This window comes from Trinickia sp. Y13 (assembly GCF_029522115.1).
In the GTDB taxonomy this organism is placed as follows: domain Bacteria; phylum Pseudomonadota; class Gammaproteobacteria; order Burkholderiales; family Burkholderiaceae; genus Trinickia.
Genome location: NZ_JAKWFK010000008.1, coordinates 251,511 through 275,108, shown reverse-complemented (window position 1 = coordinate 275,108; position 23,598 = coordinate 251,511). Strand labels below are relative to the sequence as shown.

The following is a 23,598-nucleotide window of genomic DNA, read 5'->3' as shown; positions in this document are numbered from 1 at the left end:
AACTTCCCATATATTGGCACGATCACGCGGCTTCGCGGCGACTTTTCTTGAGATCGGACATAGAAATAGCATGACTATTGGGATAGCGAAGCTGGGGAAAACGCTAATCGCTTCGAAGGAAGGTGATGCCTATAGTTTGGCTATTTACAAAATCACGCGCCGAACAGCGGGAAAGGGCAACTTTGGCGCGAGGCGGGTGTTTGCGACCGATTGACGCGGTCGCGGGCCGCCGAGAGATCGCTCGCGGTGAGCGGGTGAGCAGTTCGTTCGATGTAACAAAACCAAGCACGCAGACAAACGGAGACAAGCATGGGACGTAAGGTACGGTTGGCGCTGAACGCATTGCTCGGAGTTGCGGTTGCAATGTCGGTCGTCGTGGATAGCCACGCTCAGGACAAGAAGATCACCCTCGGTTTCGCACAAGTTGGCGCGGAAAGCGCATGGCGCACGGCCAACACGGTCTCCGTCAAGCAGGCCGCGAAAGACGCCGGCATCAATCTGAAGTTTTCCGATGCCCAGCAAAAACAAGAGAATCAAATTCGTGCGATTCGTTCGTACATTGCACAGAAGGTGGACGTGATCGCCTTCTCGCCCGTCGTCGAATCGGGTTGGGAGCCGGTGTTGGAGGAAGCGAAGAAAGCGCACATCCCCGTGGTCTTGACCGATCGCAACATCGACGTCAAAGACAAGTCGCTCTACGTCACGATGATCGGCTCCGACTTCCTCGAGGAAGGCCGCCGCGCGGGCCGTTGGCTGGAAGAGACGTACAAGAACAATCCGGGCCCGATCAACATCGCCGAACTGCAAGGCACGGTCGGCTCGGCGCCGGCGAACGATCGCCATGCCGGTCTGATGGAAATCATCAAGAACGATCCGAAGTTCAAGATCATCGCTTCGCAAAGCGGCGACTTCACGCTCGCGGGCGGCAAACAAGTGATGGAGGCGTTTGCCAAGACGTACGGCAAGCAGATCAACGTCGTCTACGCGCATAACGACGATATGGCACTCGGCGCGATCCAAGCGATGGAAGAAGCCGGCATGAAGCCGGGCACCGAGCCGAAGGTCGTCTCGTTCGACGCCACCAAGGGCGGCTTCCAAGCGATGATCGCGGGCAAGATCAACGTCGACGTGGAGTGCAGCCCGCTGCTCGGACCGCAATTGATGAGCGCCGTGAAGGACATCGTCGCCGGCAAGACGCTGCCCAAGCGCATCGTTACGAACGAGACGGTGTTCCCGATGAACGTCGCGGCGCAAGTGTTGCCGCAGCGTAAGTACTGATCGCGTCCGGTAAGCGAGCGAAGCCCATGACCGGCCCTCTCGTACTCGAAACGCTCGGCTTGACGAAGTCGTTTCCCGGCGTGCATGCGCTCTCGAACGTCGATTTCCGTCTGTTTGCGGGCGAAGTCCATACGTTGATGGGCCAAAACGGCGCGGGCAAGTCGACGCTCATCAACGTGCTGACCGGCGTTCATGCGCACGACGCGGGCGAGATCCGCGTCGACGGTCGGAGCGTTCGATTTTCGGCGCCGCTCGAAGCCGAAGCGGCCGGGATTCGCACGCTCTACCAGGAAGTCAATCTGTGCCCCAACCTCTCGGTTGCCGAGAACATCTTTGCGGGGCGCCAGCCGCGGCGCCGCGGAGCGATCGATTGGAAGGCGATTCACGCGGGCGCTAAGGAGGCGCTCGCGCAGTTGAATATCTCGCTGGACGTCACACAGTCGCTCGATACCTACCCCATCGCCGTGCAGCAAATGGTGGCGATCGCGCGCGCTGTCAGCGTCGACGCGCGCGTGCTGATCCTCGATGAACCGACGTCGAGCCTCGACGATTCCGAAGTGGCGAAGTTGTTCGAAGTCCTAAACAAGTTGAAGCAGTCAGGCATCGCGATCCTGTTCGTCACGCACTTCTTGGAGCAGACGTACGCCATTTCCGATCGCATTACCGTGATGCGCAACGGCCAACGCGAAGGCGAGTATTTGGCGAAGGATTTGCCCGTCGACGACTTGGTGCGCAAGATGGTCGGCGAGGTTCCGGTATCGGCGGAACGTAAACGTTCGCCGTCGGCGGCCGACGCGGCAAGCGCGGGCGCGGCCGGACGCACGTCGCCACGCTTCGATATGCGCGGCATCGGCCGGCGCGGCGCGGTGCAGCCGATCGATTTGACGCTCGAATCGGGGCGCATCGTCGGGCTCGCCGGGTTGCTCGGCTCGGGACGCACCGAAACTGCGCGGCTCTTGTTCGGGGCCGATCGCGCCGACACCGGCTCGATCACCGTCGACGACGTGCCGGTGAAGCTCGGCTCGCCGCGCCACGCGGTGAAGCACGGCATCGGCTATTGCCCCGAGGATCGCAAGAAAGAAGGCATTGTCGCGGCGCTGTCGATCCGCGAGAACATCGTGCTCGCGCTCCAAGCCAAAATGGGCTGGTGGCGCCCGCTTGGTCGCGCCAAAGAGAAGCGGATCGCCGAGCATTATGTGAAGGCGCTCGGCATTCGCGCTCGCGACATCGAGCAGCCGATCGAATTGCTCTCCGGCGGCAATCAGCAAAAGGTGGTGCTCGCGCGTTGGCTCGCCATCGATCCGAAGATGTTGATTCTGGACGAGCCGACCCGCGGCATCGACGTCGCCGCGAAGTTCGAAATCATGGATCGCGTCATGCAGCTATGTGCGAAAGGGCTCGGCATTTTGTTGATTTCTTCGGAGATCGGAGAAGTGCTGCGCGTGAGCGACCGTATCGCCGTGTTGCGCGATCGACGTAAAGTTGCCGAGCTCTCGGGCGATGCGCTCGACGAGCATGAAGTGTATCGACTCATTGCCGGAGGCCAAGCATGAACTCGCGTTCGTTGCAGACGATCGCGCGCCATCCGCTGCTGTGGCCCATCGTCACGCTGCTGCTGCTATTCGCGCTCGATGTCGTGCACCGGCACGACTTCCTTGCGATCACGGTGCTCGACGGACACTTGTTCGGCGCGCCAATCGACATCCTCAATCGCGCGGCACCGCTCGTCGTCGTCTCGCTCGGCATGACACTCGTCATCGCCACTCGGGGCATCGACATCTCGGTGGGCACGGTCGTCGCGATCGCCGGGGCGACTGCGGCCGTGGTGTTGGCGGACGATCCGAACCGGGTGGGCCTCGCACTGGCGGCCGCACTGGGCGTGGGCCTGCTGGCCGGCGCATGGAACGGGTTGCTCGCCGCCCTCGTCGGCATGCAACCGATCATTGCAACGCTGATTCTGATGGTTGCCGGGCGCGGGGTTGCGCAACTGCTCACGGGTGGCCAGATCATTCCGATCGGCGCACGCGGCTACCTGCGGCTCGGGGACGGTTTCGTGGCGATGGTCCCGTGTGCCGTCTGGATCGCGCTGATCGTCGTCGCCATCACTTCGCTGCTGGTCAATCGCACGGCGCTCGGTTTGCTGGTGCGCGCGATCGGCGTCAATCCCGTCGCGGCGCGGCTGGTCGGCTTGCGCTCGAGCGCGATCGTCTTCGGCGTCTATGTATTCTGCGGGCTGACCGCGGCGATCGCCGGCATCTTGGCGAGCTCCAACGTGCGCAGCGCCGACGGCAACAATGCCGGCCTGCTGCTCGAACTCGACGCGATTCTCGCCGTGACGCTCGGCGGCACGTCGCTCGCGGGTGGGCGCTTCTCGCTCATCGGAACGGTGCTCGGCGCGCTCATCATTCAGACGCTGACATACACCACGTATTCGATCGGCGTGCCGCCGGAAGCGACGCTGGTCGTCAAGGCGATCGTCGTGCTCGTGGTGAGCGTCATTCAATCGGCGCGTGCGCGCGAGTTGCTGGCTCAACTGGCAACACGGCTCGCAGCGTCGGCTTCTTCCACTCGCGCCCGCACGGAGGTGCAATGAGCGCGTTCATCCGTCGTCTTCTCGATCCGCGCACGCTTCCTATCGTCGTCACGATCGCGCTGTTCGCCGCATTGTTCGGTTTCGGCTCGTTCATGTATACGGGCTTCGGCTCGATGCAGGTTCTGCTCGGTCTGCTCGTCGATAACGCCTTCTTGCTCATCGTCGCCATCGGCACGACGTTCGTGATCTTGTCGGGCGGCATCGACCTGTCGGTCGGCGCGGTCGTGGCTTTTACGACGATCGTCTGCGCCGTATGCGCCGAACGCTGGCATTGGCCGATTTGGGCCGTGGCGCCGCTCGTGCTCGCGATCGGCGCGGCCTATGGCGCGGCGATGGGCGCACTGATTCACTACTTGCGCCTGCAACCGTTCATCGTGACGCTTGCCGGGATGTTTCTCGCGCGCGGCGCGTGCTTTCTCGTCACCACGCAATCGATCACGATCAGCGAGCCGTCGTTTCACGCGGTGGCGAGCTACAGCCTGCCGCTTGGCGGCGGCTCGCTCACCGCAGGCGCTTTGATCGCCCTCGTCACGCTTGCGATTGCGATCTACGTGGCGCATTTCACGCGCTTCGGGCGCAATGTGTATGCGCTCGGCGGCAACGAAAAATCGGCATTGCTGATGGGCTTGCCGGTCGCGCGTACGAAGGTCGGCGTCTATGCGTTGGGCGGTCTGTGTTCGGCGCTGGGCGGCCTCGTGTTCACGTTGTACGTGCTGTCGGGGTACGGCTTGCAAGGCCAGGGCATGGAGCTGGATGCCATCGCGGCGAGCGTGATCGGCGGCACGCTGCTGACCGGCGGCGTCGGCTACATCATCGGCTCGGTGTTCGGCGTGGGCGTGCTCGGCACGATTCAAACGCTGATCACGTTCGACGGCACGCTCAGCTCGTGGTGGACACGCATCGTGATCGGCGCCCTGCTCTGCGTGTTCTGCCTGCTGCAACGGGTGATCGAGCGGCAAGCGGCGCGGCGCAAATCGAATGGCTCGGGGCTCGGGAGCACGGCCGTGCGCGATCCCGCCAAGCACGGCGCCCCGGACGAACGCAGCAGCGCAGCCCCGCTCGGGTTGCGCGCCCGTCTCACGCGCCTGAACCGGATGCATGGATAGTTTTTATTAGGAGTACGAATAGTGAGCGTATCGACCCGCCCTTTCTCGGGTGTATTCCCAGTCGCACCAACGCCGTTTACGGAAACCGGCGAACTCGATCTCGACGGCCAGCGCCGCGTGCTCGATTGCATGATCGATCAACGCGTCGACGGCATCTGCATTCTCGCGAACTACTCCGAGCAGTTTCTTCTGACCGACGCCGAGCGCGACGTACTGATCGATTTATGCTTGACGCACGTGGCCGGGCGCGTGCCGGTGATGGTCACGTGCAGCCACTTCAGCACCCAGATCGCAGCCGAGCGCGCGCAGCGCGCGGCTGCCGCCGGCGCCAGCATCGTCATGGTGATGCCCCCGTACCATGGCGCGACGCTGCGTGTCGATGAAAACGCAATGTTCGACTTCTTTGCGCAGGTCGCGGCGTCCGCGAACGTGCCGGTCATGATCCAGGACGCGCCGCTTTCGGGCGTGACGTTGAGCGTGCCATTCCTCGTGAGAATCGCGCGCGAGTTGCCCCTGGTTCGCTACTTCAAGATCGAAGTGCCGCAGGCGGCCGCCAAGCTGCGCGCGCTGATCGCCGCGGGCGGCGATGCGATCGAAGGACCGTTCGACGGCGAAGAAGCCATCACCTTGATGCCGGACCTCGATGCCGGCGCGACCGGCACGATGTCGAGCGCGCTGTTGCCCGATCTGATTCGCACCGTGTTCGACGATCATCGTGCGGGCCGCCGCGATCAAGCGCGCGCCGGTTATGCGCGGATCCTGCCGCTCATCAACTACGAGAACCGCCAATGCGGCTTGCGTGCGGCCAAGACGGTGATGAAGGAAGGCGGCGTCATCAAGAGCGACGCGGTGCGTCGCCCCTTGGACCCGCTCGCGCCGGCCACCCGCGCCGAGCTGCTGGAACTCGCTCGTGAAGCGAACCCGCTCGCGCTGCGTTGGGGCTTGTGATCGCCGAGGCTCAGATGAAGAAGATTTCTATCGCGCTGGTCGGCATCGGCAAGATTGCGCGTGACCAACATCTACCGGCGATCGCGGCCGACCCGCGCTTCGAGCTGGTGGCCTGTGCAAGCCGCAATGCCAGCGTGGAAGGCGTGCGCAATTACCCCACGCTCGAAGCGCTGCTTGCCGCGGAGCCCCATGTCGAAGCCGTATCGCTGAGCGCCCCCCCATTGCCGCGTTTCGCGCAGGCGCGCGCGGCGCTCGCCGCCGGCAAGCACGTCATGCTCGAGAAGCCGCCCGGCGGCTGTTTGAGCGAAGTGCGCGCGCTCGAGCAAATGGCAAGCTGCGCCGGCCTGACGCTGTTCGCGAGCTGGCACTCGCGACATGCGCTGGGCGTCGAGGCGGCACGCACCTGGCTCGCCACGCAAGACATCCGCTCGGTGAACGTGCGCTGGAAAGAGGATGTGCGCCGTTGGCACCCTGGGCAAACGTGGATCTGGGAACCGGGCGGACTCGGTGTGTTCGATCCCGGCATCAACGCGCTATCGATCGTCACTTGGATCATGCCGCGCGAGCTGGCGCTCGTGTCCTCGACGCTCGGCATTCCGTCGAACCGGCAAATGCCGATCTCGGCGGATCTCGAACTGTTCGACACGGCGGGCGTGCCCGTGCATGTCGAGTTCGATTGGCGCCATGGGCCGCAGGAGCTTTGGGAGATCGAGGTCAAAACGGCAGACGGCGTCCTGCTGCTGTCTCAGGGCGGCAATCGCCTGCATATCGACGGCCGCGAAGTTGCGCTCGGTGCGGTGCATGAGTACCCGTCGCTCTATGCTCACTGGCGCAATCTGATCGAGCGCGGCGAGCGGGATGTCGATGTGCGCCCGCTCGGCATCGTCGCCGATGCCTTCCTGCTCGGAAGACGGGAGATTCTCGAACCGTTCGTCGAATAGATTGCGGGAGCGATTCCAAGGCGGAGCCGGTCGTCGGATCGGGCTCGGCCTCGACGCCGCTCCCTCCCCGTTCATCGCCTGCCGAGGCTCGAATGAGCACGTTATCGGGGGTACGCAGGAAGTTATTTAGGACTACTAACCTTACCGATTCGTTTCGAGTCACAACACGGTCCACTGAGACCGACAAGAAGGAGACTAGTATGACCAGCAAGCTTCGCCGCTTCACGTTGCGTGCCACGATGGCCGCTCTTTTGGCCGCTCCCCTCGCGGTCCCGCTCGGCGTCCACGCAGACGAGCCCTTGAAAATCGGCTTCCTGGTGAAGATGCCCGAGCAGGCGTGGTTCATCAACGAAGAGAAGGCAGCTACCGCGCTTGGCAAGAGCGAGGGCTTCTCGGTCGTCAACATCGGCACGCCCGATGGCGAGCGTGTCTTGAGCGCGATCGACAACCTGGGCGCGCAAGGCGCGAAGGGTTTTGTCATCTGCGCCCCGGACGTGCGCCTTGGACCGGCGATTCAAGCGCGCGCCAAGAAGTACGGCATGAAGTTCGTCACCGTGGACGATCAACTCGTCGATTCCACGGGCAAGCCGCTTGCCGACGTGCCTCACCTGGGCATGTCAGCGTTCAAGATCGGCAATCAAGTGGGCCAGGCGATCTCCGACGAGATGAAGCGCCGCGGCTGGAAGCCGGAGGAAGTGGGCGCGATCCGCATCTCCGACTATGAACTGCCGACGGCCAAGCTGCGCACGGACGGCGCGACGCAGACGCTGCTCGCGAACGGCTTCAAGAAGGAAAACATCTTCGATGCGCCGCAAAAGACGACCGACGACGAAGGCGGCTTCGTCGCAGCCTCTCCGGTGTTGTCGAAGCACCCGAACATCAAGAAGTGGGTGATCTTTGCGCTGAACGAAGAATCGGTGCTGGGCGGTGTGCGCGCCACGGAGCAGTTGCATATTCCGTCGGCTGACGTGATTGGCGTGGGCATCAACGGTGCGGGCGAAGCATTCGCCGAGTTCCAGAAGAAGGAACCGACGGGCTTTTACGGCACGATCGCGGTGAGCTCGACTAACCACGGCAAGGAGAGCGCCGAGAACCTGGTGCAGTGGATCAAGACGGGCAAGCAGCCGCCCGCCGATACGCAAACCACGGGCAAGCTGATGACGCGTACCAACTGGCTCGACGTGCGCAAGGAACTGGGGATTTAAACGTCATGCATGACGCGAACGATGCTACGGTAGAGAGCGGCGCAAGCCGCATGGACGCGACGAACGCCGGTCCGGCCTCGTCATACCTGCAGCTGGACGGGATCACCGTCAGTTTTCCCGGCGTGCTCGCCCTCGATCGTGTGTCGTTCGCGGTACGCGCCGGCGAAGTGCACGGCTTGATGGGCGAGAACGGCGCCGGTAAATCGACCCTGCTCAAGGTACTTTCGGGCGTCAACGTGCCGCAATCGGGCACGTTGAAGCTCGGCGGCGTCGAGCAGCACTTCTCCGGCACCAAGGCGGCGATCGAAGCCGGGATCGCCATCATCTACCAGGAATTGCACCTGGTCCCGGAATTGACTGTGGCCGAGAATCTGATGCTCGGCCAGTTGCCGAGCCGTCTTGGCGTGCTCAGCGAGCGAGCGCTGATCGCGCGCGCCACCGAGACGCTCGAACGTTTGGGCGAGCGCATCGACCCGCGCGCGCAGGTGAAAGATCTCTCGATCGGGCAGCGCCAAATGATCGAGATCGGCAAGGCGCTCATGCGCGATGCGCGCGTGATCGCCTTCGACGAACCCACGAGCTCGCTTTCGGCGCGCGAAACCACGCAGTTGTTCAAGATCATCAACGGGCTGCGGGCCGAAGGCCGCGCCATTGTCTATGTCACGCACCGGATGGACGAGGTCTACGAGCTGTGTGACCGCGTCACCGTGTTTCGCGATGGTCACTCGATCGAGACGTTCGACTCGGTCGACGGGCTTGATCGCGATCGCTTGATCAGTTCGATGGTCGGGCGCTCGATCCGCGATGTCTACGGCTATCGCGCGCGTCCCATCGGCGACGTGCGCATCGAGGCCAAAGCGTTGATCGGCCCGGGCTTGGCACAACCGGTTTCCTTCAGCGCGCGCCGCGGCGAGATCCTCGGCTTCTTCGGCCTCGTTGGTGCGGGCCGCTCCGAGCTGATGAAGCTCGTATGCGGCGCCGTGCGGCCGAGCGCCGGGCACGTCGAATTGGATGGCCGCGCCAGGCGCTTCGGTACGCCGCGCGACGCCGTGCGGGCCGGCATCGCCATGTGCCCGGAAGACCGCAAGCAGGAAGGCATCGTCGCGATCGCGTCGGTGGCCGACAACATGAACATCAGCGCACGGCGCCATTCGAGCTTCGCTCGTTGGCTGCTCAACGAACGGCGCGAGCGCGAGCTGACCGAAGACTACATCGGCAAGCTGTCGATCAAGACGCGCGACGGCAATACCCCGATCGGCACGCTCTCGGGCGGCAACCAGCAAAAGGTGATCCTCGCGCGCTGGCTGGCCGAGCAGATCGACGTGTTCGTCATGGACGAGCCCACGCGCGGGATCGACGTCGGCGCTCGCGCGCAGATCTACGACCTGCTCTACGGGCTTGCCGAAGCAGGCAGAACCGTGCTGCTCGTATCGAGCGATTTGGCGGAAGTGATCGGCGTTGCCGATCGCATCATCGTCATGAAGGAAGGCTGTGTCGTGGGCGATCTGCCCAAGGAGCAAGCGACCCCCGATCAACTGATCAAGCTTGCGCTGCCCCGCTGACGCATCGATTTCACCGATTCATTGGCACTACTGATTTTCCTGCCGCGCAGCAAGCGGCAATGAACGAGACGAGACCATGCAACAACCTCAAACCCTTTCGCAACCCGCTGCACGCGGGCCGGCCGCTTATGCGGCGAAAACCTGGCGACTGCTCAACAAATCCGGCATCGTCATGGTGTTCGCGATTTTGTTCATCGTCCTGTGCTTCACGGTGCCCGATTTCATGACGAGCCGCAACATGCAGGGCTTGTTGCTGTCGGTCACGTTGATCGGCTCGATCGCGGTCACGATGATGTTCGTGCTGGCGCTTGGCGAAGTGGATCTTTCGGTGGCTTCGATCGTGGCGTTCTCCGGCGTGGTCGCATCCACGCTGATCACGGCCACGCATAGCGTGTTCCTTGGGGTCACGGCAGGCGTGCTCGCGGGCGGCGCCGTCGGTCTGGTCAATGGCGTGTTGGTGGCGCGCTATCGCATCAATTCGCTGATCGTGACGCTCGCCATGATGGAAGTCGTGCGCGGCCTCGCCTTCATCGTGTCGAACGGCGACGCCGTCATGATTTCGGAAGAACGCTTCTTCGATCTCGGCGGTGGCTCGTTCCTCGGTATTTCCTATCCGATTTGGAGCAACATCGTCGGCTTCGTCTTGTTCGGATTCATCTTGCGCAAGACGGTTTTCGGCAAGAACGTGCTGGCCGTCGGCGGCAATGGCGAAGCCGCGCTGCTGGCGGGCTTGCCGGTCACGCGCATCAAGATCGTCGTGTTCGTCTTGCAAGGGCTGGTGACAGGATTCGCCGGCGTCATGCTCGCGTCGCGGATGAGCCTAGGCGATCCCAAGACGTCGGTCGGGCTCGAACTGGGCGTGATTTCGGCGTGCGTGCTCGGCGGCGTGTCGCTCACGGGCGGCGTGGCCACGATTTCGGGCGTGCTCGTCGGCGTGCTGATCATGGGTTCGGTGCAAGATGCGATGAGCCTCTTGAACGTGCCGACGTTCTATCAGTACTTGATTCGCGGCGGCATCTTGCTGCTGGCCGTGCTCTTCGATCATCTACGTCGCAGCCGCCGGGCGCACTGAGACGCATACCGGCGCCTGATTCCTTCGACCATTGCCGGGCGGCGTACCGGGCGCACCATCGCCCGGCCGCTCCCACCCTCTAAGCGGGCAAGACCCCGCATCGATCTCCGACTGACGAGGCGATTTGGCCGAACGATTCGTTCGGCCTTTTTTTTACGCGCGTTTACCAGCCCCAGCCGTCCTGCTCGCGATAGGTGCGCAGTTGTTCTCGCTGCTTGCTAGTGAGCACCGCCTCCATCCGCTTGTGCGCTTCGACCGAAGAGTCGATCATTTTTTGACGCAAATCGCCGATCGTCTTGTAGGTGTCGTCGATCGCCGCCGAATCGCGCTTCGGTGCTTCGTACAAGTCGCGCAGCTTGGCCTGTTGGTCCATCATGCTGTTCATGAGCGCCCAGTGCGCGTGCCGCGTATCGTCTTGGATGCGATTGATCTTCGTGCGCTGCTCGTCACTCAGCCCAAGCGCGTCCAACCAGCCGCCGCCATAGCCCATCATGCCCGGGCCATAGCCGTAGCCGCCGCCCATCATGCCGGGGCCATACCCGTAGCCGCCGCCCATCATGCCGGGGCCATACCCGTAGCCGCCACCCCTCGTGCCCGGGCCATAGCCGTTACCACCTCGCATCATGCCCGGGCCATAGCCATAGCCGCCGGAGCCTCTGGCGCCGGACGCTTGGGCGAACGTCGACGTGGGAGCCGCAGCGATCGAAACGAGCGCCGCGCCAGCCGCGACTAGCGCGGCCATCTTCAGTTTTTTTAAAGACGACATCACACTCTCCCTGATTTGCCTATGTATCGAGTGACGAATCGATGAACATGTTCGATGAATCGACTATAGGCACGGGCGAACGCTGGGCGCTTGACGAAGGTCAACGGTTGGCCGATCGATATGCCGCCGGGCGCCCCTGGGCGACGCTAAGCGTGTGCGCACGGCATGCGATGCCCCCGATCTGCTATGAATACGGGGAACGCGCCGCGACGGGAAGTCCGCTCCGCGCTAAGCTTCGCTTGACGCTAGCCGATTACGCCTTATCGACCATGGGGGGATTCGCAATGACCGATGGACCGAGCTTCTTCAATTTGTACCGGCACAACTTCGCACGCATCGCGGTTGCCGTGCCGCGTACCCATGTGGCGGACCCTGCGTCGAACGCCAAGGAAACGATCGCGCTCATGCGAGAAGCCGAAGCGCGCCACGCGGCATTGACGCTGTTTCCCGAACTCGGCCTGTCGGCATACTCTTGCGACGATCTGTTTCATCAACGAGCGTTGCTCGACGCGAGCCTCGCCGCGCTTGGCGACGTGGCGGCTGCCTCTCGCGACATCGAATCGGTGGTCGTCGTCGGTTTGCCGCTCGAGATCGACGGCTTGCTCTTCAACTGCGCCGCGGTGATCCATCGAGGGTGGATCCTCGGGGTCGTGCCCAAGACCTATTTGCCGAACTATCGGGAGTTTTACGAGCCGAGGCAGTTTGCGCCAGGCAATCGCTTGCTGCGCGACTCTATCTCGCTGCTGGGGCAAACCGATGTGCCTTGCGGCAGCGCCCTGCTGTTTCGCTTCGAACAGCAACCGCTGCTCACGTTCCATGTCGAGATCTGCGAAGACTTATGGGTGCCGGTGCCCCCGTCGTCGTTCGCGGCTTTGGCTGGCGCCACGGTTTTGCTCAATCTGTCTGCTTCGAACGTGACCGTGGGCAAAGCCGATTTTCGCCGTGCGTTGGTCGGCGATCAATCGGCGCGATGCTTGGCCGCTTACGCATACAGCGCAGCGGGCTACGGCGAATCGACGACCGATCTTGCCTGGGACGGTCACGGCATTGTTTATGAAAACGGGAACGCGCTCGTCGAGACGCGACGCTTTCTCGACGCGCCGCAATGCGTCGTCGCTGATCTCGATCTCGATCGGCTCGTCAGCGAGCGCATGAGGCAAACGACGTTCGGCGATTCGGCGCATGCGCATCGCGATGCCTGCGCGCGCTTTCGTACGGTATCGGTGCCCGCGATGTTACCGCGCACGATTCGCTTGCCGCTCTCGCGCACGTACGAACGCTTCCCCTACGTTCCCTCGGACCCTGCGCGCCGCGACGAGCGTTGCCGCGAGATTTACGACATCCAAGTGCAAGGGCTCGTCACGAGAATGCGTGCGGCTAATGCCTCGCGGCTCGTCATCGGCGTCTCGGGAGGGCTCGATTCGACCCAGGCGTTGCTCGTTTGCATGCGCGCCGTTCAGGCGATGCGGTTGCCCAGCACGGCAGTAATCGGTTGCATCATGCCCGGGTTCGGCACGAGTGCGCGTACGCTCGATCAAGCGCGACGCCTCGTCGCCGCGTTGGGCTGCGAGACGCGCGAAATCGATATTCGCCCGAGCTGCCTGCGCATGCTCGAGGATATCGGTCACCCCTTTGCGAACGGCGAACCGGTGCACGACATCACGTTCGAGAATGTGCAAGCCGGCGAGCGCACGAGCCATTTATTTAGGATGGCCAATCAATACGGCGCGCTCGTCGTGGGCACCGGCGATCTTAGCGAACTCGCGCTGGGATGGTGCACGTACGGGGTCGGCGATCAAATGTCGCACTATGGCGTGAACGCGAGCGTGCCGAAGACGTTGATTCAATACCTGATCCGCCGCAGCGCGCAATCGGGCGCCTTGAGCGACGCGGCCAGCGCCGTTTTGCTGGACGTGCTCGACACCGAGATCAGTCCCGAACTGATCCCGGCGGGAGAAGCCGGTGATATTCAGCGCACCGAAGACAAAGTCGGCCCCTACGAATTGCAGGATTTCAATCTCTACTACTTGCTTCGCTTCGGATACCGGCCTTCGAAAGTCGCCTTTCTCGCATGGACGGCGTGGCAAGACGCCGCACTGGGGCCATGGCCCGATTTGCCTGACGAAAAGCGGCACAGCTATGAAATCGGAGCGATCAAAGCTTGGCTTGGCGTGTTTCTCCTGCGCTTTTTCGGCGGGCAGCAATTCAAGCGAAGCTGTCTGCCCAACGGCCCCAAAGTCGGCTCCGGCGGCTCTTTATCGCCGCGCGGCGACTATCGTGCGCCAAGCGATTCGACCGCCGACGCATGGCTTGCCGAGCTCGCCGCGATTCCCGACGAGGACGGAGGCGTCTAGCGGGGGCAATGCGCCTGACGGTACCCCGGCTTTGCCGCGATGCTTTCAATTGCCAATACGAATCAATCGCATTATTGTTTCAATTTCCGCATTTGCTGAGTAAAATGCGGTCCCGTCTCGCGCCTCGTCGTTCGAGCACACGGCGCGACGCGTCATTTCCGCAAACCGGGCTGGCCGCCGCGTTTTCGCCGTGCGGTTGCGTCATGAAAAAGATAAAGGAGTTCCGATGTCCCAAGCCGTTGCTCGCAGCGCTTCGCTTCCTTTGACCCGCTGCGCCGCGCTCGTCTTGAGCACACTTGCATCGTGCGCGGCCCTGGCCGCGGGCGAGCCCGATTCTTCCGCGCAATCTGCCGGAGCTGGCAGCAACGCGCAGGCCCCCTCGCCGGAGGCCTCCGATAGCCTCGCCACGCGTCAGAATTTGCTGGGCGACATGGGGGGGCTGCGTCCGTGGCTCGATAAGCACGGCGCCACCTTCACGCTGACCGAGACGAGCGAATATCTCGCAAACCTGCGCGGCGGCCTTGCACGCGGCGGCGCGTACGACGGTGTGACCACGGCAACGTTCGGTATCGACACCGGCAAGGCCTTCGGCCTGCCCGGCGGCAGCTTCAACGTGAGCGCTCTGCAGATTCACGGCCGCAACCTGAGCCAATACAACCTGGGCACGCTCAATACGGCGAGCGGGATCGAGGCGGACGACACCACGCGTCTGTGGGAACTCTGGTATCAGCAGTCGATGCTGGGCGATCGTGTCGATGTCAAGGTCGGGCAGCAAAGTCTCGACCAGGAATTCATGGTGAGCACGTACGCCAACACGTTCGTGAACACGATGTTCGGGTGGGCCGGCGTGCCCTCCTACGATATGCCTTCGGGCGGCCCGGCCTACCCGTTGTCCTCGCTCGGCGTGCGCGTGCGTGCGCAGCTCACACCGTCTCTCACGGCGCTGGCGGGCGTATTCGACGGCAATCCCGCGCCCGGCGAGGGCGACCCGCAGCGATTGAACGGCAGCGGCACCCGCTTTAATTTGCATAACGGGGCGCTTTACATCGGCGAGCTGCAGTACGCGATCAACCAGCCGTCGCAAGGTCAAGGCGGTTCCGATGCGGTCAAGGCAAGCGGCGGATTACCCGGCACCTACAAGCTTGGCCTCTGGTACAACAACGAGCGGTTTGCCGATCAGCGCTTGGACGGCACGGGTCTCTCGCTCGCCTCCCCTGCTTCGACCGGCGCCCCGGCGCAACACCGCGGCGATTACGGTTTTTACGCCGTCGCCGATCAAATGGTTTGGCGCGCGGGCGCGGACAGCCCGCGCAGCATCGGCGTATTCGCGCGCGTCATGGGCGCGCCCGGCGATCGCAACCTCATCAGCATGAGCGCCAATCTGGGCATGGTTATGAAAGCCCCGTTCAAGGGCCGGGACAACGACAGCGTCGGTTTGGGTCTCGCATACGTGAAGATCGGCAGCCATGCGCGCGCACTGGACGCGGACAACGGCTATGTCGTGCGCGGCAGCGAGACGGCGCTCGAAGCAACGTACCAATATCAAGTGACGCCGTGGTGGGTCGTGCAAGGCGACGCGCAATACACCTTCAACGCAGGTGCTGGCCAGAATCCGAACGATCAAACGCGAGCATTGCGCAATACGTTCGTCGTCGGGGTGCGCACGACCGTGACGTTCTAACGCAGCCGTTCGGGGGCATGCTTCCGATCGCCGCGGCCACCGCAGCGCCCGCCTATTCATTGGCCCAACTGGTCCGGTACATGTTGATAGGGCCAACGTTCGCCGTCACTTGCACGGGTCATTCTCACGATTACCGTCTTGCCACACGGGTGTGCGGCCATTGTCGCAAGGTTGTCGCAATACGAAACACTCGAGACAACACACCGCTGTTCGATGCGCACGAGCTAGGGCCGAGGGGTTTTCGGCTCTGCGCGCTGCCTTGTCAGGCATCGCCCGATACATAGGTCTCCTAACCATCAGATCGAAACGGGAACAAAAAAGACTGGCATGCATGTTGCATCCGGTCGCGGCGCCGTTCTCTCGGGAGATGCGTGCATCGCTCGACAAAGAAGCCGACCCGGCTCGGCCAATTCAAAAATTGATGGAGACACCATGCACAATCAGTACTATCGACGAAGTTTCGTGGCGATCATGCTCGGCTGCGCGGCGGGTGCAGCGGCCGCACAATCGTCGGTGACGCTCTACGGAGTCATCGACGCGGGCCTGCTTTATACGAACCACGCGGCCACCGGCGCGGGCAGTCAGGTGCAGCTTGCGACCGGCGGTATCAGCCCCAGTATCTGGGGGCTTCGCGGCGCCGAAGACCTCGGCGCCGGCATGAAAGCCATATTCGATCTCGAAGGTCACTTCAGTAGCAATTCAGGCACGATGACGAGCGGCCCCGGCTTCTCGTCGGAAATCTTCAGGCGCCAGGCCAATGTCGGTTTGAGCACGAGCTGGGGCACGGTGACGCTCGGGCGCCAATACAGTCCGTCGTTGCTTGCCGCGCTGACGACCGACCCGCGCGGCATGAAGGAGAACTTGTCGGGTCTGTATCCGTGGGCCTATACGCAGCTCGCCGCACCGGGCAATGCAATGGGCGCGGGCACTAGCCCCAGCAACGACGTCGGCGTGTTCATCGGCAACGCGGTGCAATACTCGAATACGCTGGGCCCGGTCTGGATGGCCGCGGCTTATTCGCTCGGCGGCGTCGCAGGCAGTCTGAAGCGCGGCAGCGAGATCTCGCTGGGCGCGACCTATACCGGACCGCTCACGGCTTCCGTGTCGTATCAGTCGATTGCAGACAGCGTGACTGGCGCGAACGTCAGCCAGCTGTGGAGTGCCGGTATCGCGGTGCCCTATGGTCCGGTAACCGGCAAGTTCAACTATGTCGACGTGATCGACCGCACGGTCAACGGGAGTGACCTCTCCACCGTTCATTCGTTCGGCGCGGGCATCGACTACCGGTGGAGTAGCGCGAACACGGCAACGCTCGCCGGCTACTACAACGCATACCGGGGTGCGCACAACAGTGCAGCGAAAGCGCTGGTCCTGAGCAACGACTACGCCCTTTCGAAGCGCACGACGTTATACGAGCAACTCGCGTACATCGACGCCGGAGCGGTCGGCACGGTGGACCCGCTCGAAGGATTGAAGACGTCGATCCTTGCAGGTGGAACGGCTACGGCGGCGAGAACGGTCGTGGCCAACGTCGGGATCAAGCACAGTTTCTGACCGCAGCGAGCCTCATCAGCACTCGCGTTCGATGCGCGAACGCGAGTGCCGCCCTTCTTTGGCAGAGGTGAGCGTTGAAAACGCGGCTTCGCCGGCTTGGCGATGGGGGCTAGGCGGCTCAGCGCAGATCGAGCGCGCCGAGCCGCCCGTCCGCGCCCTAAGCGATCGACAGAGAGGGGGCTGTCTCGGCGCGTACGGACAACGCTCCTTGCACGGTGCGCACGGGTGAAACGCGTTCGGGTAGAGACCGTTGGATACGCCACCATGTTGCCGTTCCGGTGCCGGGCAAATCGTCGAGCAACACGGTGCGCTTGCGCAGGATTCCGTATTGGTCGTCTATCACGGCCAGATAGCGCGCGCCGTTGACGAGGCCGACGTAGTTCAAATCCCCGTACATGAGGTGAGGCGACAGATCGCCCGAAGGCCCGACACGGCCGTCACGCCCCAACCGCAGTTCGCTCGTGTAGGTCACCCACCAGGTGCACGAGTCGACGCACGTCGGACGCCGTTCGGCCATGATCGAGCGATTGTCCAAATGGCTCACGGAGAGCATCCGCGAGTTCCCCTTGTCGTCGACCACTTGTAGCCGGACGCGATCGGCGAACTGGACGGGATCGCCCCATTTTCGCTTCGCGCCCACCACCGGTAGCAAACGCCATTGATAATCGCTCGGCGGATGCTTATCGGCCTCCGATACCTCGGTCGACAGGAGCAGCGGATTGCGGCGGCCTTCGAACCGCCTGACGAACCCCAAATACAAGGGGTCGCTACAGTCACAACTTTTCAACACGATTGAGTCCCCATAACGCACCACGTCGCCGCCCATGTTTATGCCCTCGGTTATTTAATGAATAAACACGTCGCTACTACTTGAACCGAACAGCTTGGTAATTCTTTCTGCCCGCCGGGGTGGCCGCGCCCATCGATCGGATGCAGTGACCCCTCGGTACCATGACCGAAAGTTTCAGGAAAAATCGGGGCGGCTTTGTGCGCCGTTACGTTGCCGAGCAGCTATCGGGGTTTCCCGCGAAACGCGAATTGGTAAGAATGGATCTCGGTGCGCCCAGGGACGCGATGTGGCCGCCTCGGATCGGGACGACGAAGCGCCGATTGCCGCTGCCGCCGCAAGCTGCGCGCGACGCAACGATGACTACTGTTTTGCTTCGGATCGCATTCCATCTCGCGTGCCCCCGCATCAAAATCTCGTTTCCGCACGAGCCGCGCTGCGGCGGCCTCTCGACCGATTCGCTCCGACTCGGCGGGAACTTTTTCGAATAGAAGTTGAGAGAGAATTTAGTGAGTCAGGGTTTCCCTGTCAAGAAAGCACATGAAAATTTAGGATTTCTATTCCACAACCGAAAACCGCAGTCCTTTTTCACATTTTCGAAATTCGACGCTCGAAAACCCGAACTACGAGTGGAAATCTGCACCGCGCCGCTCCGCTGGATGCGCAAACCAACCGACGTCGCATCGGCGGGCGATGCTTTGCAATCTGCACGTTAACAATTGTTATGTTTTGAATGTTTGGTGTGGAAACTGCTTGAACCGGGAGGGATCGATTTATCCTGAATAACAACTCGATTTATAATGCTCCTGCCCCCAAAATAGTATGACGATCGATCCGGCGATAGCCTTCCTGCCCGGGTAGGTAAAGCGGTTATCGCGCGGCCGATCGGCGCGCATCCACTTGGCGGCGGGCCGTGTTTTCGCCAATAATGGCCCCATTGCGATCGCAGGACGAGGGCGGCCATGGACCATCACCCCGAAGCCATTCGTACCGTCGCGTTGGTCGGTCATGCTGGCTGCGGTAAGACTTCGTTGATCGAGGCGCTACTCTATCGGAGCGGCGCCATTCACAATGCCGGCAGCGTGGAGCGTGGCACCACCGTCTGCGATTCCGACCCGCTGGAGCGCAAATACCGCCATTCGCTCAGCTCCGCCGTGACGCACCTCGATTACAGGGGTACGCGCGTCTATCTCGTCGACACGCCGGGCTACCCCGATTTCTGCGGGCTGTCGATGAGCGCGCTCGCTGCCGTGGAGACCGTGGCGCTCGTTATCAATGCGCGCACCGGCGTTGAAATGGCCTCGCGCCGCATGATGGCGTGGGCCAAAGCGCGCAAACTCTGCACGATGATCATCGTGAACGGGATCGACGGCGAGAAAGTCGATTTGCCCGCGCTAGTCGAGCAGATACAAGAGGCGTTCGGCAAAACCTGCTTGCCGATCAATCTCCCCGCTCAGCGAGCCCAGAGTGTGGTGGATTGTTTTTTCAATCCTTCAGGCGACGCCGATTTTCTCAGCGTCCAAGCGGCGCACGACGCGCTCGTCGACCAAGTCATCGAGTTGGACGCCGATTTGATGGAGCTTTATCTCGAGCAGGGTGAAGCGATCGAGCCGGAGCAATTGCATGCGCCCCTCGAGCAAGCGTTGCGCGAAGGGCATTTGGTGCCGATCTGCTTTGCCTCGGCCGAAACAGGTACGGGGATCGAGCAGCTTTTGGACGTATTGGTGCGGTTGCTGCCTAGTCCGCTCGAAGGCAACCCTCCCCTCTTTTACCGCGAAGTCGACGGCCGGAGGGAAACGGTCCGCGCGGCGCCCGACGCGGACAAGCATGTACTCGCGCATGTCTTCAAGATCGTGGTGGATCCCTACATCGGCAAAATGGCCGTGTTCCGTGTCCACCAGGGAACGGTGCGGCGCGACGGACTGCTTTACATCGGCAGCGCGCGCCACCCCTTTCGCGTCGCCCACCTGATGCGCCTCCAAGGCAAGGAGCACGCCGACATCGCGCAAGCGGGCCCGGGCGACATATGCGCCACGGCGAAGGTCGACGAGATCGGCTACGACGCCGTATTGCACGATGCCCCCGAGGATGGCGACATCCATCTAGCGCCGCTGGAGTTTCCGAGCTCGATCTACGCGCTCGCCATCGAGCCGGAACGGCGCGGCAACGAGCAGCGCTTGTGGGAGATCCTGCAGAAGCTCGCCGCCGAAGATCCCTGCTTGCGGATCGAGCATCCGGCAGGAACCAATGAAACCGTCGTGCGCGGTTTGGGCGAACTGCATTTGCGGCATATGCTCGAGCGGATTGCCGATCAATACAAGCTCGCAGTCGTCACGAGGCCGCCCAAGATCGCCTACCGGGAGACGATCGGCGCGGCGGCCGAGGGACACTACCGCCATAAAAAGCAAACGGGCGGCGCCGGCCAATTCGGCGAAGTCATGCTGCGCGTGGAGCCGCTGCCGCGCGGGGCCGGTTACGAGTTCGTCGATGCGGTCAAGGGCGGTGCAATTCCGGGGCAATTCATGCCCGCCGTCGAAAAAGGCATCCTTCAAGTCATCGAAAGCGGTCCGCTCGCCGGCTTTCCGATGCAGGACGTTCGTGTGACGGTTCATGACGGCAAGTACCACCCCGTCGATTCGAAGGAGGTCGCGTTCGTCGTCGCGGGCCGCAAGGCATTCATCGACGCCGTCCTCAAAGCGCAACCGATTTTGCTCGAACCCGTCGTCGATCTCGAAGTGACCGCGCCCGAGGCCGCGATGGGCGACATCATTGGCGACTTATCGTCGCGGCGGGCTCAGGTTCAAGGCTCGCGCACGCTCAACGGCCAATCGGTGGTGGTGACCGCGAAGGCGCCGTTGTCCGAACTGAGCGAGTACCAATCGCGCCTGAACGCGATGGCGGGGGGCGATGGCAACTACAACATCGAGCTCAGCCATTACGATCCTGTGCCGCCCACCCAACAAGACAAGCTCGCCGCGCAGTACCGGCGGCAAGAGGAAGGCGGCGACCGATGAGGAGCAGCTAGCTTCCGGCCATTTCCTCACCCGTGCATCCGTTGGCGATTGCAATGCGTATCTATCGCTGACTGCCACGCAACGGGAAGGAAATGCAAATGCGCACATCAGCACGCCCTCTAGTCATGGCCGCCGCTTTGAGCTTGGCGGCGGCCGCCGGCACGCCCGCCGTCAGCCGCGCGGACGATCGGCTCGCCCACGCAGCCGCCGGCCAACGCATGGCGCCCGAGTTCACGGGCATCGATCATTGGCTGAACAGCCCCGCGCTCACGCTGCAGGCGTTGCGCGGCAAAGTAGTGCTGATCGACTTTTGGACCTATGGCTGTATTAACTGCTTCCATACACTGCCTTATGTGAAGGACTGGGATCAGCGATATCGAAGCAAAGGCTTGACGGTCATCGGCGTTCACACGCCCGAGTTTCCGAACGAGCGCGTCACGGAAAACGTGAAAGACGCGATTCAGCGGTACGGGATTCGATTCCCCGTCGCACAGGACAATGCTTATGCGACCTGGAACGCTTACGGCAATCGGTATTGGCCCGCGTTCTATTTGATCGACAAGCAGGGGCATGTCGTCTACACGCATGTCGGCGAAGGCGGCTATCGGGAAACGCAAGCGTGGATCGAGAAACTGCTGGCGCGCAAGGACTGAGCGCGAGAATCGAACGCGAGAAGCAAACTAAGGCGAAGCCGCCTGCAACGGCGATACCGTGACCGACAATCCGATCCCATCTGCATTGTTGCGCAAGGACAACTCGGCCCCGTGGCGGCTTGCGATGCGAGACGCAATCGCCAAGCCCAGCCCGCTGCCCTCCCCGGCCGCCCCTTCCCCGCGATAGAACCGATCGCAGACCCGCGCGAGTTCGGCTTGAGCGATACCCGGGCCGGTATCGCGAACCTCGAAGTCGATCCGCGGGCCGATTCGGCGCAGAATCAAATCGACGCGCCCCCCTTGCGGCGTGTACCGAATCGCGTTGTCGACGAGATTATTTAGGAGTACGGACAACCCATTCGGGTCGCCGCGCACTTCGAAGAGGTCCTCTTCTCCTGCCGCGGCTGTCAGCTCAAGCCCGAGATCGATCGATTTCGTTTCCGCTATCAGCGAGAAGTCCCCCACGGCCTGCTCGGCAAGACGACGCAGCGATACCGGCGCCAGCAGCGCCGATGGCTCCGCGTCCTCGCGCGCTAGTGCAAGCAATTGCTGCACGAGGCGGATGATGCGATTCAAGCGCGCTTCGATGCGTGCGAGCGTTTCGCCTTCGCCCTTGAGCGAGCCGTCGCGCTCGGCAGCTTGCAATTGAAGTTTGAGCGCAGCTAGCGGTGAACGCAGTTCGTGCGCCGCATCGGCGATGAACGTGCGCTGCGCGCTGGACGCAGCGTGCAGCCGATGTAGTAAGTCGTTCAACGCGTCGACCAACGGTCGAATCTCTTCGGGAACCGAGCCGTCCGGGTGCAAGGGCTCGAGCGCATCGAGCGAGCGCGTCGACAGCGCGCGCGAAAGCGCACGGATAGGCGATAGGCCGCGCGAGACCACGATCAGCACGAGCGCAACGATCAACGGCAGCAAGAGGCCGAGCGGCCAGAGCGTGCGCAGTGCTAGACGCACCGCGAGCGCCTCGCGCACGGACACGGGTTGCGCGACTTGGACGAAGCGCGCGTTCTGGCGCAGGCCGAAGACGCGCCAATGCTTCTCCCCACGTTCGATCGTACGAAAACCTTCGATTAGCTGATCGATACCCGGTGCATCGGGCGAGCGATAAATGCCCCGGCCTTTCTCGTCCAACACTTCGATGGCGATGCGTTCGTCGAATATCTCTCGCGATTGCACCGGGGCGTGCGCCAAGGCGTCGGTCGAGGCGACCGTAGGGGGCACCGAAAGCGCCACCGCGTGCAATTCGTAGTCGAACAGCTCGTTCGCCTCTTCGTGCACGGTCCGGAAAATGCCGTAGCCCGCGATACCCGATGCCGCCAAGAAACCGAAAATAAGCCAACCCAGGAGCCAGCGGCGGATCGAGCTCATACGACGCGCTTCAAACGATAGCCGACGCCGCGCACGGTCACAATTTGCTCGGGGCCGATCTTGCGGCGCAAGCTGTGAACATGGACTTCCACCGCGTTACTGCCCACCTCCGCCCCCCAGCCGTAAAGCTTCTCTTCGAGTTCCGGCTTCGTATGCACACGCGTAGGCGCTTCGATCAGTGCGTGCAGCAGGGCAAACTCTCGAGGGACGAGCGGCACGGGCACGCCGTTTTTGGTGACCTCGTGAGCCGCGGGATCGAGCGCGAGTTCACCGTGGGTGTAGACGGGCTGCTTCTGGCCGGTGCGCCGTCGCAGCAGTGCTCGGACGCGCGCTGCGAGCTCGTCGAGGTCGAACGGTTTGACGAGGTAATCGTCGGCCCCCGTATCGAGGCCGCGCACGCGTTCATCGACTGCATCGCGCGCGGTCAGGATGATGACGGGCGCGCTACCGCCTGCGTCGCGATAAGAGCGCAGGACAGCGATACCGTCCTTCTTCGGCAGCCCAAGATCCAACAGCACGAGATCGTAGACGTCGTTGCCGAGCGAGAGCTCGGCCGCGCGCCCGTCCTGAGCCCAGTCGATCGCATAGCCGGCGCGGCGCATGGCATCGAGCACGGGCTCGGCGATCATTCGGTCGTCTTCGATCAACAGCAAACGCATGATTCATCCGTTTCCAAGTGGCTTTGCGCGGCGCAGCATGACATAGCGCCGCTTAAC

18 protein-coding genes are annotated in these 23,598 nt (G+C 62.7%); 14 read left to right on the top strand and 4 right to left on the bottom strand.

The genetic code is table 11. From position 1 onward, the window contains the following. Positions 1-363: 363 nt before the first annotated feature. From MMB74_RS16530 to araH, 9 genes are all read left to right on the top strand, one after another. Positions 364-1,278 (top strand): ABC transporter substrate-binding protein, encoded by a 915-nt coding sequence (locus MMB74_RS16530; RefSeq protein WP_277429767.1) that lies wholly within the window; start codon positions 364-366, stop codon positions 1,276-1,278. A gap of 26 nt (positions 1,279-1,304) precedes the next feature. Then, positions 1,305-2,831: a sugar ABC transporter ATP-binding protein gene (locus MMB74_RS16525; RefSeq protein WP_277429729.1), complete on the top strand. Its 1,527-nt coding sequence runs from the start codon at positions 1,305-1,307 to the stop codon at positions 2,829-2,831. After that, a complete protein-coding gene (locus MMB74_RS16520) occupies positions 2,828-3,871 on the top strand; it encodes an ABC transporter permease (protein ID WP_277429728.1) in 1,044 nt (347 codons plus the stop codon). The genes MMB74_RS16525 and MMB74_RS16520 overlap by 4 nt, the downstream gene beginning before the upstream one ends. Continuing rightward, a complete protein-coding gene (gene yjfF / locus MMB74_RS16515; protein ID WP_277429727.1) occupies positions 3,868-4,977 on the top strand; it encodes a galactofuranose ABC transporter, permease protein YjfF in 1,110 nt (369 codons plus the stop codon). Before MMB74_RS16520 ends, yjfF begins: the two co-directional genes overlap by 4 nt. A gap of 21 nt (positions 4,978-4,998) precedes the next feature. Further along, positions 4,999-5,925: a dihydrodipicolinate synthase family protein gene (locus MMB74_RS16510; protein WP_277429726.1), complete on the top strand. Its 927-nt coding sequence runs from the start codon at positions 4,999-5,001 to the stop codon at positions 5,923-5,925. 14 nt (positions 5,926-5,939) lie between these two features. Further along, entirely contained in the window at positions 5,940-6,866 is a 927-nt protein-coding gene (locus tag MMB74_RS16505; protein ID WP_277429725.1) for a Gfo/Idh/MocA family oxidoreductase, read from the top strand. Between the two features lie 200 nt (positions 6,867-7,066). Next, a complete protein-coding gene (locus MMB74_RS16500; protein WP_277429724.1) occupies positions 7,067-8,071 on the top strand; it encodes an arabinose ABC transporter substrate-binding protein in 1,005 nt (334 codons plus the stop codon). Positions 8,072-8,121: 50 nt separating this feature from the next. After that, positions 8,122-9,633 carry an L-arabinose ABC transporter ATP-binding protein AraG gene (gene araG, locus MMB74_RS16495; RefSeq protein WP_277429723.1) on the top strand — a complete coding sequence of 504 codons (1,512 nt, stop codon included), beginning with the start codon at positions 8,122-8,124 and terminating at the stop codon, positions 9,631-9,633. A 76-nt stretch (positions 9,634-9,709) separates the two neighbouring features. Further along, positions 9,710-10,705: an L-arabinose ABC transporter permease AraH gene (gene araH, locus MMB74_RS16490; RefSeq protein WP_277429722.1), complete on the top strand. Its 996-nt coding sequence runs from the start codon at positions 9,710-9,712 to the stop codon at positions 10,703-10,705. A 163-nt stretch (positions 10,706-10,868) separates the two neighbouring features. On the opposite strand, the gene MMB74_RS16485 is transcribed toward araH, so the two are convergent. Beyond that, the gene (locus tag MMB74_RS16485) at positions 10,869-11,471 is read right to left on the bottom strand and encodes a Spy/CpxP family protein refolding chaperone (protein ID WP_277429721.1); all 603 of its coding nucleotides are present in this window, start codon (positions 11,469-11,471) and stop codon (positions 10,869-10,871) included. A gap of 284 nt (positions 11,472-11,755) precedes the next feature. Here MMB74_RS16485 and MMB74_RS16480 point away from each other — a divergent pair, with 284 nt between their 5' ends. The 3 genes from MMB74_RS16480 to MMB74_RS16470 all read left to right on the top strand — a co-directional run bounded on the left by MMB74_RS16480 (position 11,756) and on the right by MMB74_RS16470 (position 17,060). After that, positions 11,756-13,825: an NAD(+) synthase gene (locus MMB74_RS16480; protein WP_277429720.1), complete on the top strand. Its 2,070-nt coding sequence runs from the start codon at positions 11,756-11,758 to the stop codon at positions 13,823-13,825. Between the two features lie 226 nt (positions 13,826-14,051). Continuing rightward, on the top strand, positions 14,052-15,506 hold the full coding sequence (locus MMB74_RS16475; RefSeq protein ID WP_277429719.1) for a carbohydrate porin: 1,455 nt from the start codon (positions 14,052-14,054) through the stop codon (positions 15,504-15,506). A 432-nt stretch (positions 15,507-15,938) separates the two neighbouring features. Further along, positions 15,939-17,060, top strand: a complete 1,122-nt coding sequence (locus MMB74_RS16470; protein ID WP_277429718.1) for a porin — start codon at positions 15,939-15,941, stop codon at positions 17,058-17,060. A 157-nt stretch (positions 17,061-17,217) separates the two neighbouring features. On the opposite strand, the gene MMB74_RS16465 is transcribed toward MMB74_RS16470, so the two are convergent. Then, positions 17,218-17,850, bottom strand: coding sequence for a hypothetical protein (locus tag MMB74_RS16465; protein ID WP_277429717.1), 633 nt, complete (start codon positions 17,848-17,850; stop codon positions 17,218-17,220). A gap of 959 nt (positions 17,851-18,809) precedes the next feature. Here MMB74_RS16465 and fusA point away from each other — a divergent pair. Beyond that, positions 18,810-20,861: an elongation factor G gene (gene fusA / locus MMB74_RS16460; protein ID WP_277429716.1), complete on the top strand. Its 2,052-nt coding sequence runs from the start codon at positions 18,810-18,812 to the stop codon at positions 20,859-20,861. 98 nt (positions 20,862-20,959) lie between these two features. Further along, positions 20,960-21,514 carry a thioredoxin family protein gene (locus tag MMB74_RS16455; RefSeq protein WP_277429715.1) on the top strand — a complete coding sequence of 185 codons (555 nt, stop codon included), beginning with the start codon at positions 20,960-20,962 and terminating at the stop codon, positions 21,512-21,514. A gap of 27 nt (positions 21,515-21,541) precedes the next feature. Here MMB74_RS16455 and MMB74_RS16450 read toward each other — a convergent pair whose 3' ends face one another. Next, the gene (locus tag MMB74_RS16450) at positions 21,542-22,882 is read right to left on the bottom strand and encodes an ATP-binding protein (RefSeq protein ID WP_277429714.1); all 1,341 of its coding nucleotides are present in this window, start codon (positions 22,880-22,882) and stop codon (positions 21,542-21,544) included. Further along, positions 22,879-23,541, bottom strand: coding sequence for a response regulator transcription factor (locus MMB74_RS16445; protein WP_277429713.1), 663 nt, complete (start codon positions 23,539-23,541; stop codon positions 22,879-22,881). The genes MMB74_RS16450 and MMB74_RS16445 overlap by 4 nt, the downstream gene beginning before the upstream one ends. Positions 23,542-23,598: the final 57 nt, after the last annotated feature.

Excerpts from the sequence above, each read along its gene's own strand:
- MMB74_RS16530 (WP_277429767.1), top strand. The coding sequence starts at position 364 with ATGTCGGTCGTCGTGGATAGCCACGCTCAGGACAAGAAGATCACCCTC.
- MMB74_RS16525 (WP_277429729.1), top strand. The coding sequence starts at position 1,305 with ATGACCGGCCCTCTCGTACTCGAAACGCTCGGCTTGACGAAGTCGTTT.
- MMB74_RS16520 (WP_277429728.1), top strand. The coding sequence starts at position 2,828 with ATGAACTCGCGTTCGTTGCAGACGATCGCGCGCCATCCGCTGCTGTGG.
- yjfF (WP_277429727.1), top strand. The coding sequence starts at position 3,868 with ATGAGCGCGTTCATCCGTCGTCTTCTCGATCCGCGCACGCTTCCTATC.
- MMB74_RS16505 (WP_277429725.1), top strand. The coding sequence starts at position 5,940 with ATGAAGAAGATTTCTATCGCGCTGGTCGGCATCGGCAAGATTGCGCGT.
- MMB74_RS16500 (WP_277429724.1), top strand. The coding sequence starts at position 7,067 with ATGACCAGCAAGCTTCGCCGCTTCACGTTGCGTGCCACGATGGCCGCT.
- araG (WP_277429723.1), top strand. The coding sequence starts at position 8,122 with ATGGACGCGACGAACGCCGGTCCGGCCTCGTCATACCTGCAGCTGGAC.
- araH (WP_277429722.1), top strand. The coding sequence starts at position 9,710 with ATGCAACAACCTCAAACCCTTTCGCAACCCGCTGCACGCGGGCCGGCC.
- MMB74_RS16485 (WP_277429721.1), bottom strand. The coding sequence starts at position 11,471 with ATGTCGTCTTTAAAAAAACTGAAGATGGCCGCGCTAGTCGCGGCTGGC.
- MMB74_RS16480 (WP_277429720.1), top strand. The coding sequence starts at position 11,756 with ATGACCGATGGACCGAGCTTCTTCAATTTGTACCGGCACAACTTCGCA.
- MMB74_RS16475 (WP_277429719.1), top strand. The coding sequence starts at position 14,052 with ATGTCCCAAGCCGTTGCTCGCAGCGCTTCGCTTCCTTTGACCCGCTGC.
- MMB74_RS16470 (WP_277429718.1), top strand. The coding sequence starts at position 15,939 with ATGCACAATCAGTACTATCGACGAAGTTTCGTGGCGATCATGCTCGGC.
- fusA (WP_277429716.1), top strand. The coding sequence starts at position 18,810 with ATGGACCATCACCCCGAAGCCATTCGTACCGTCGCGTTGGTCGGTCAT.
- MMB74_RS16455 (WP_277429715.1), top strand. The coding sequence starts at position 20,960 with ATGCGCACATCAGCACGCCCTCTAGTCATGGCCGCCGCTTTGAGCTTG.
- MMB74_RS16450 (WP_277429714.1), bottom strand. The coding sequence starts at position 22,882 with ATGAGCTCGATCCGCCGCTGGCTCCTGGGTTGGCTTATTTTCGGTTTC.
- MMB74_RS16445 (WP_277429713.1), bottom strand. The coding sequence starts at position 23,541 with ATGCGTTTGCTGTTGATCGAAGACGACCGAATGATCGCCGAGCCCGTG.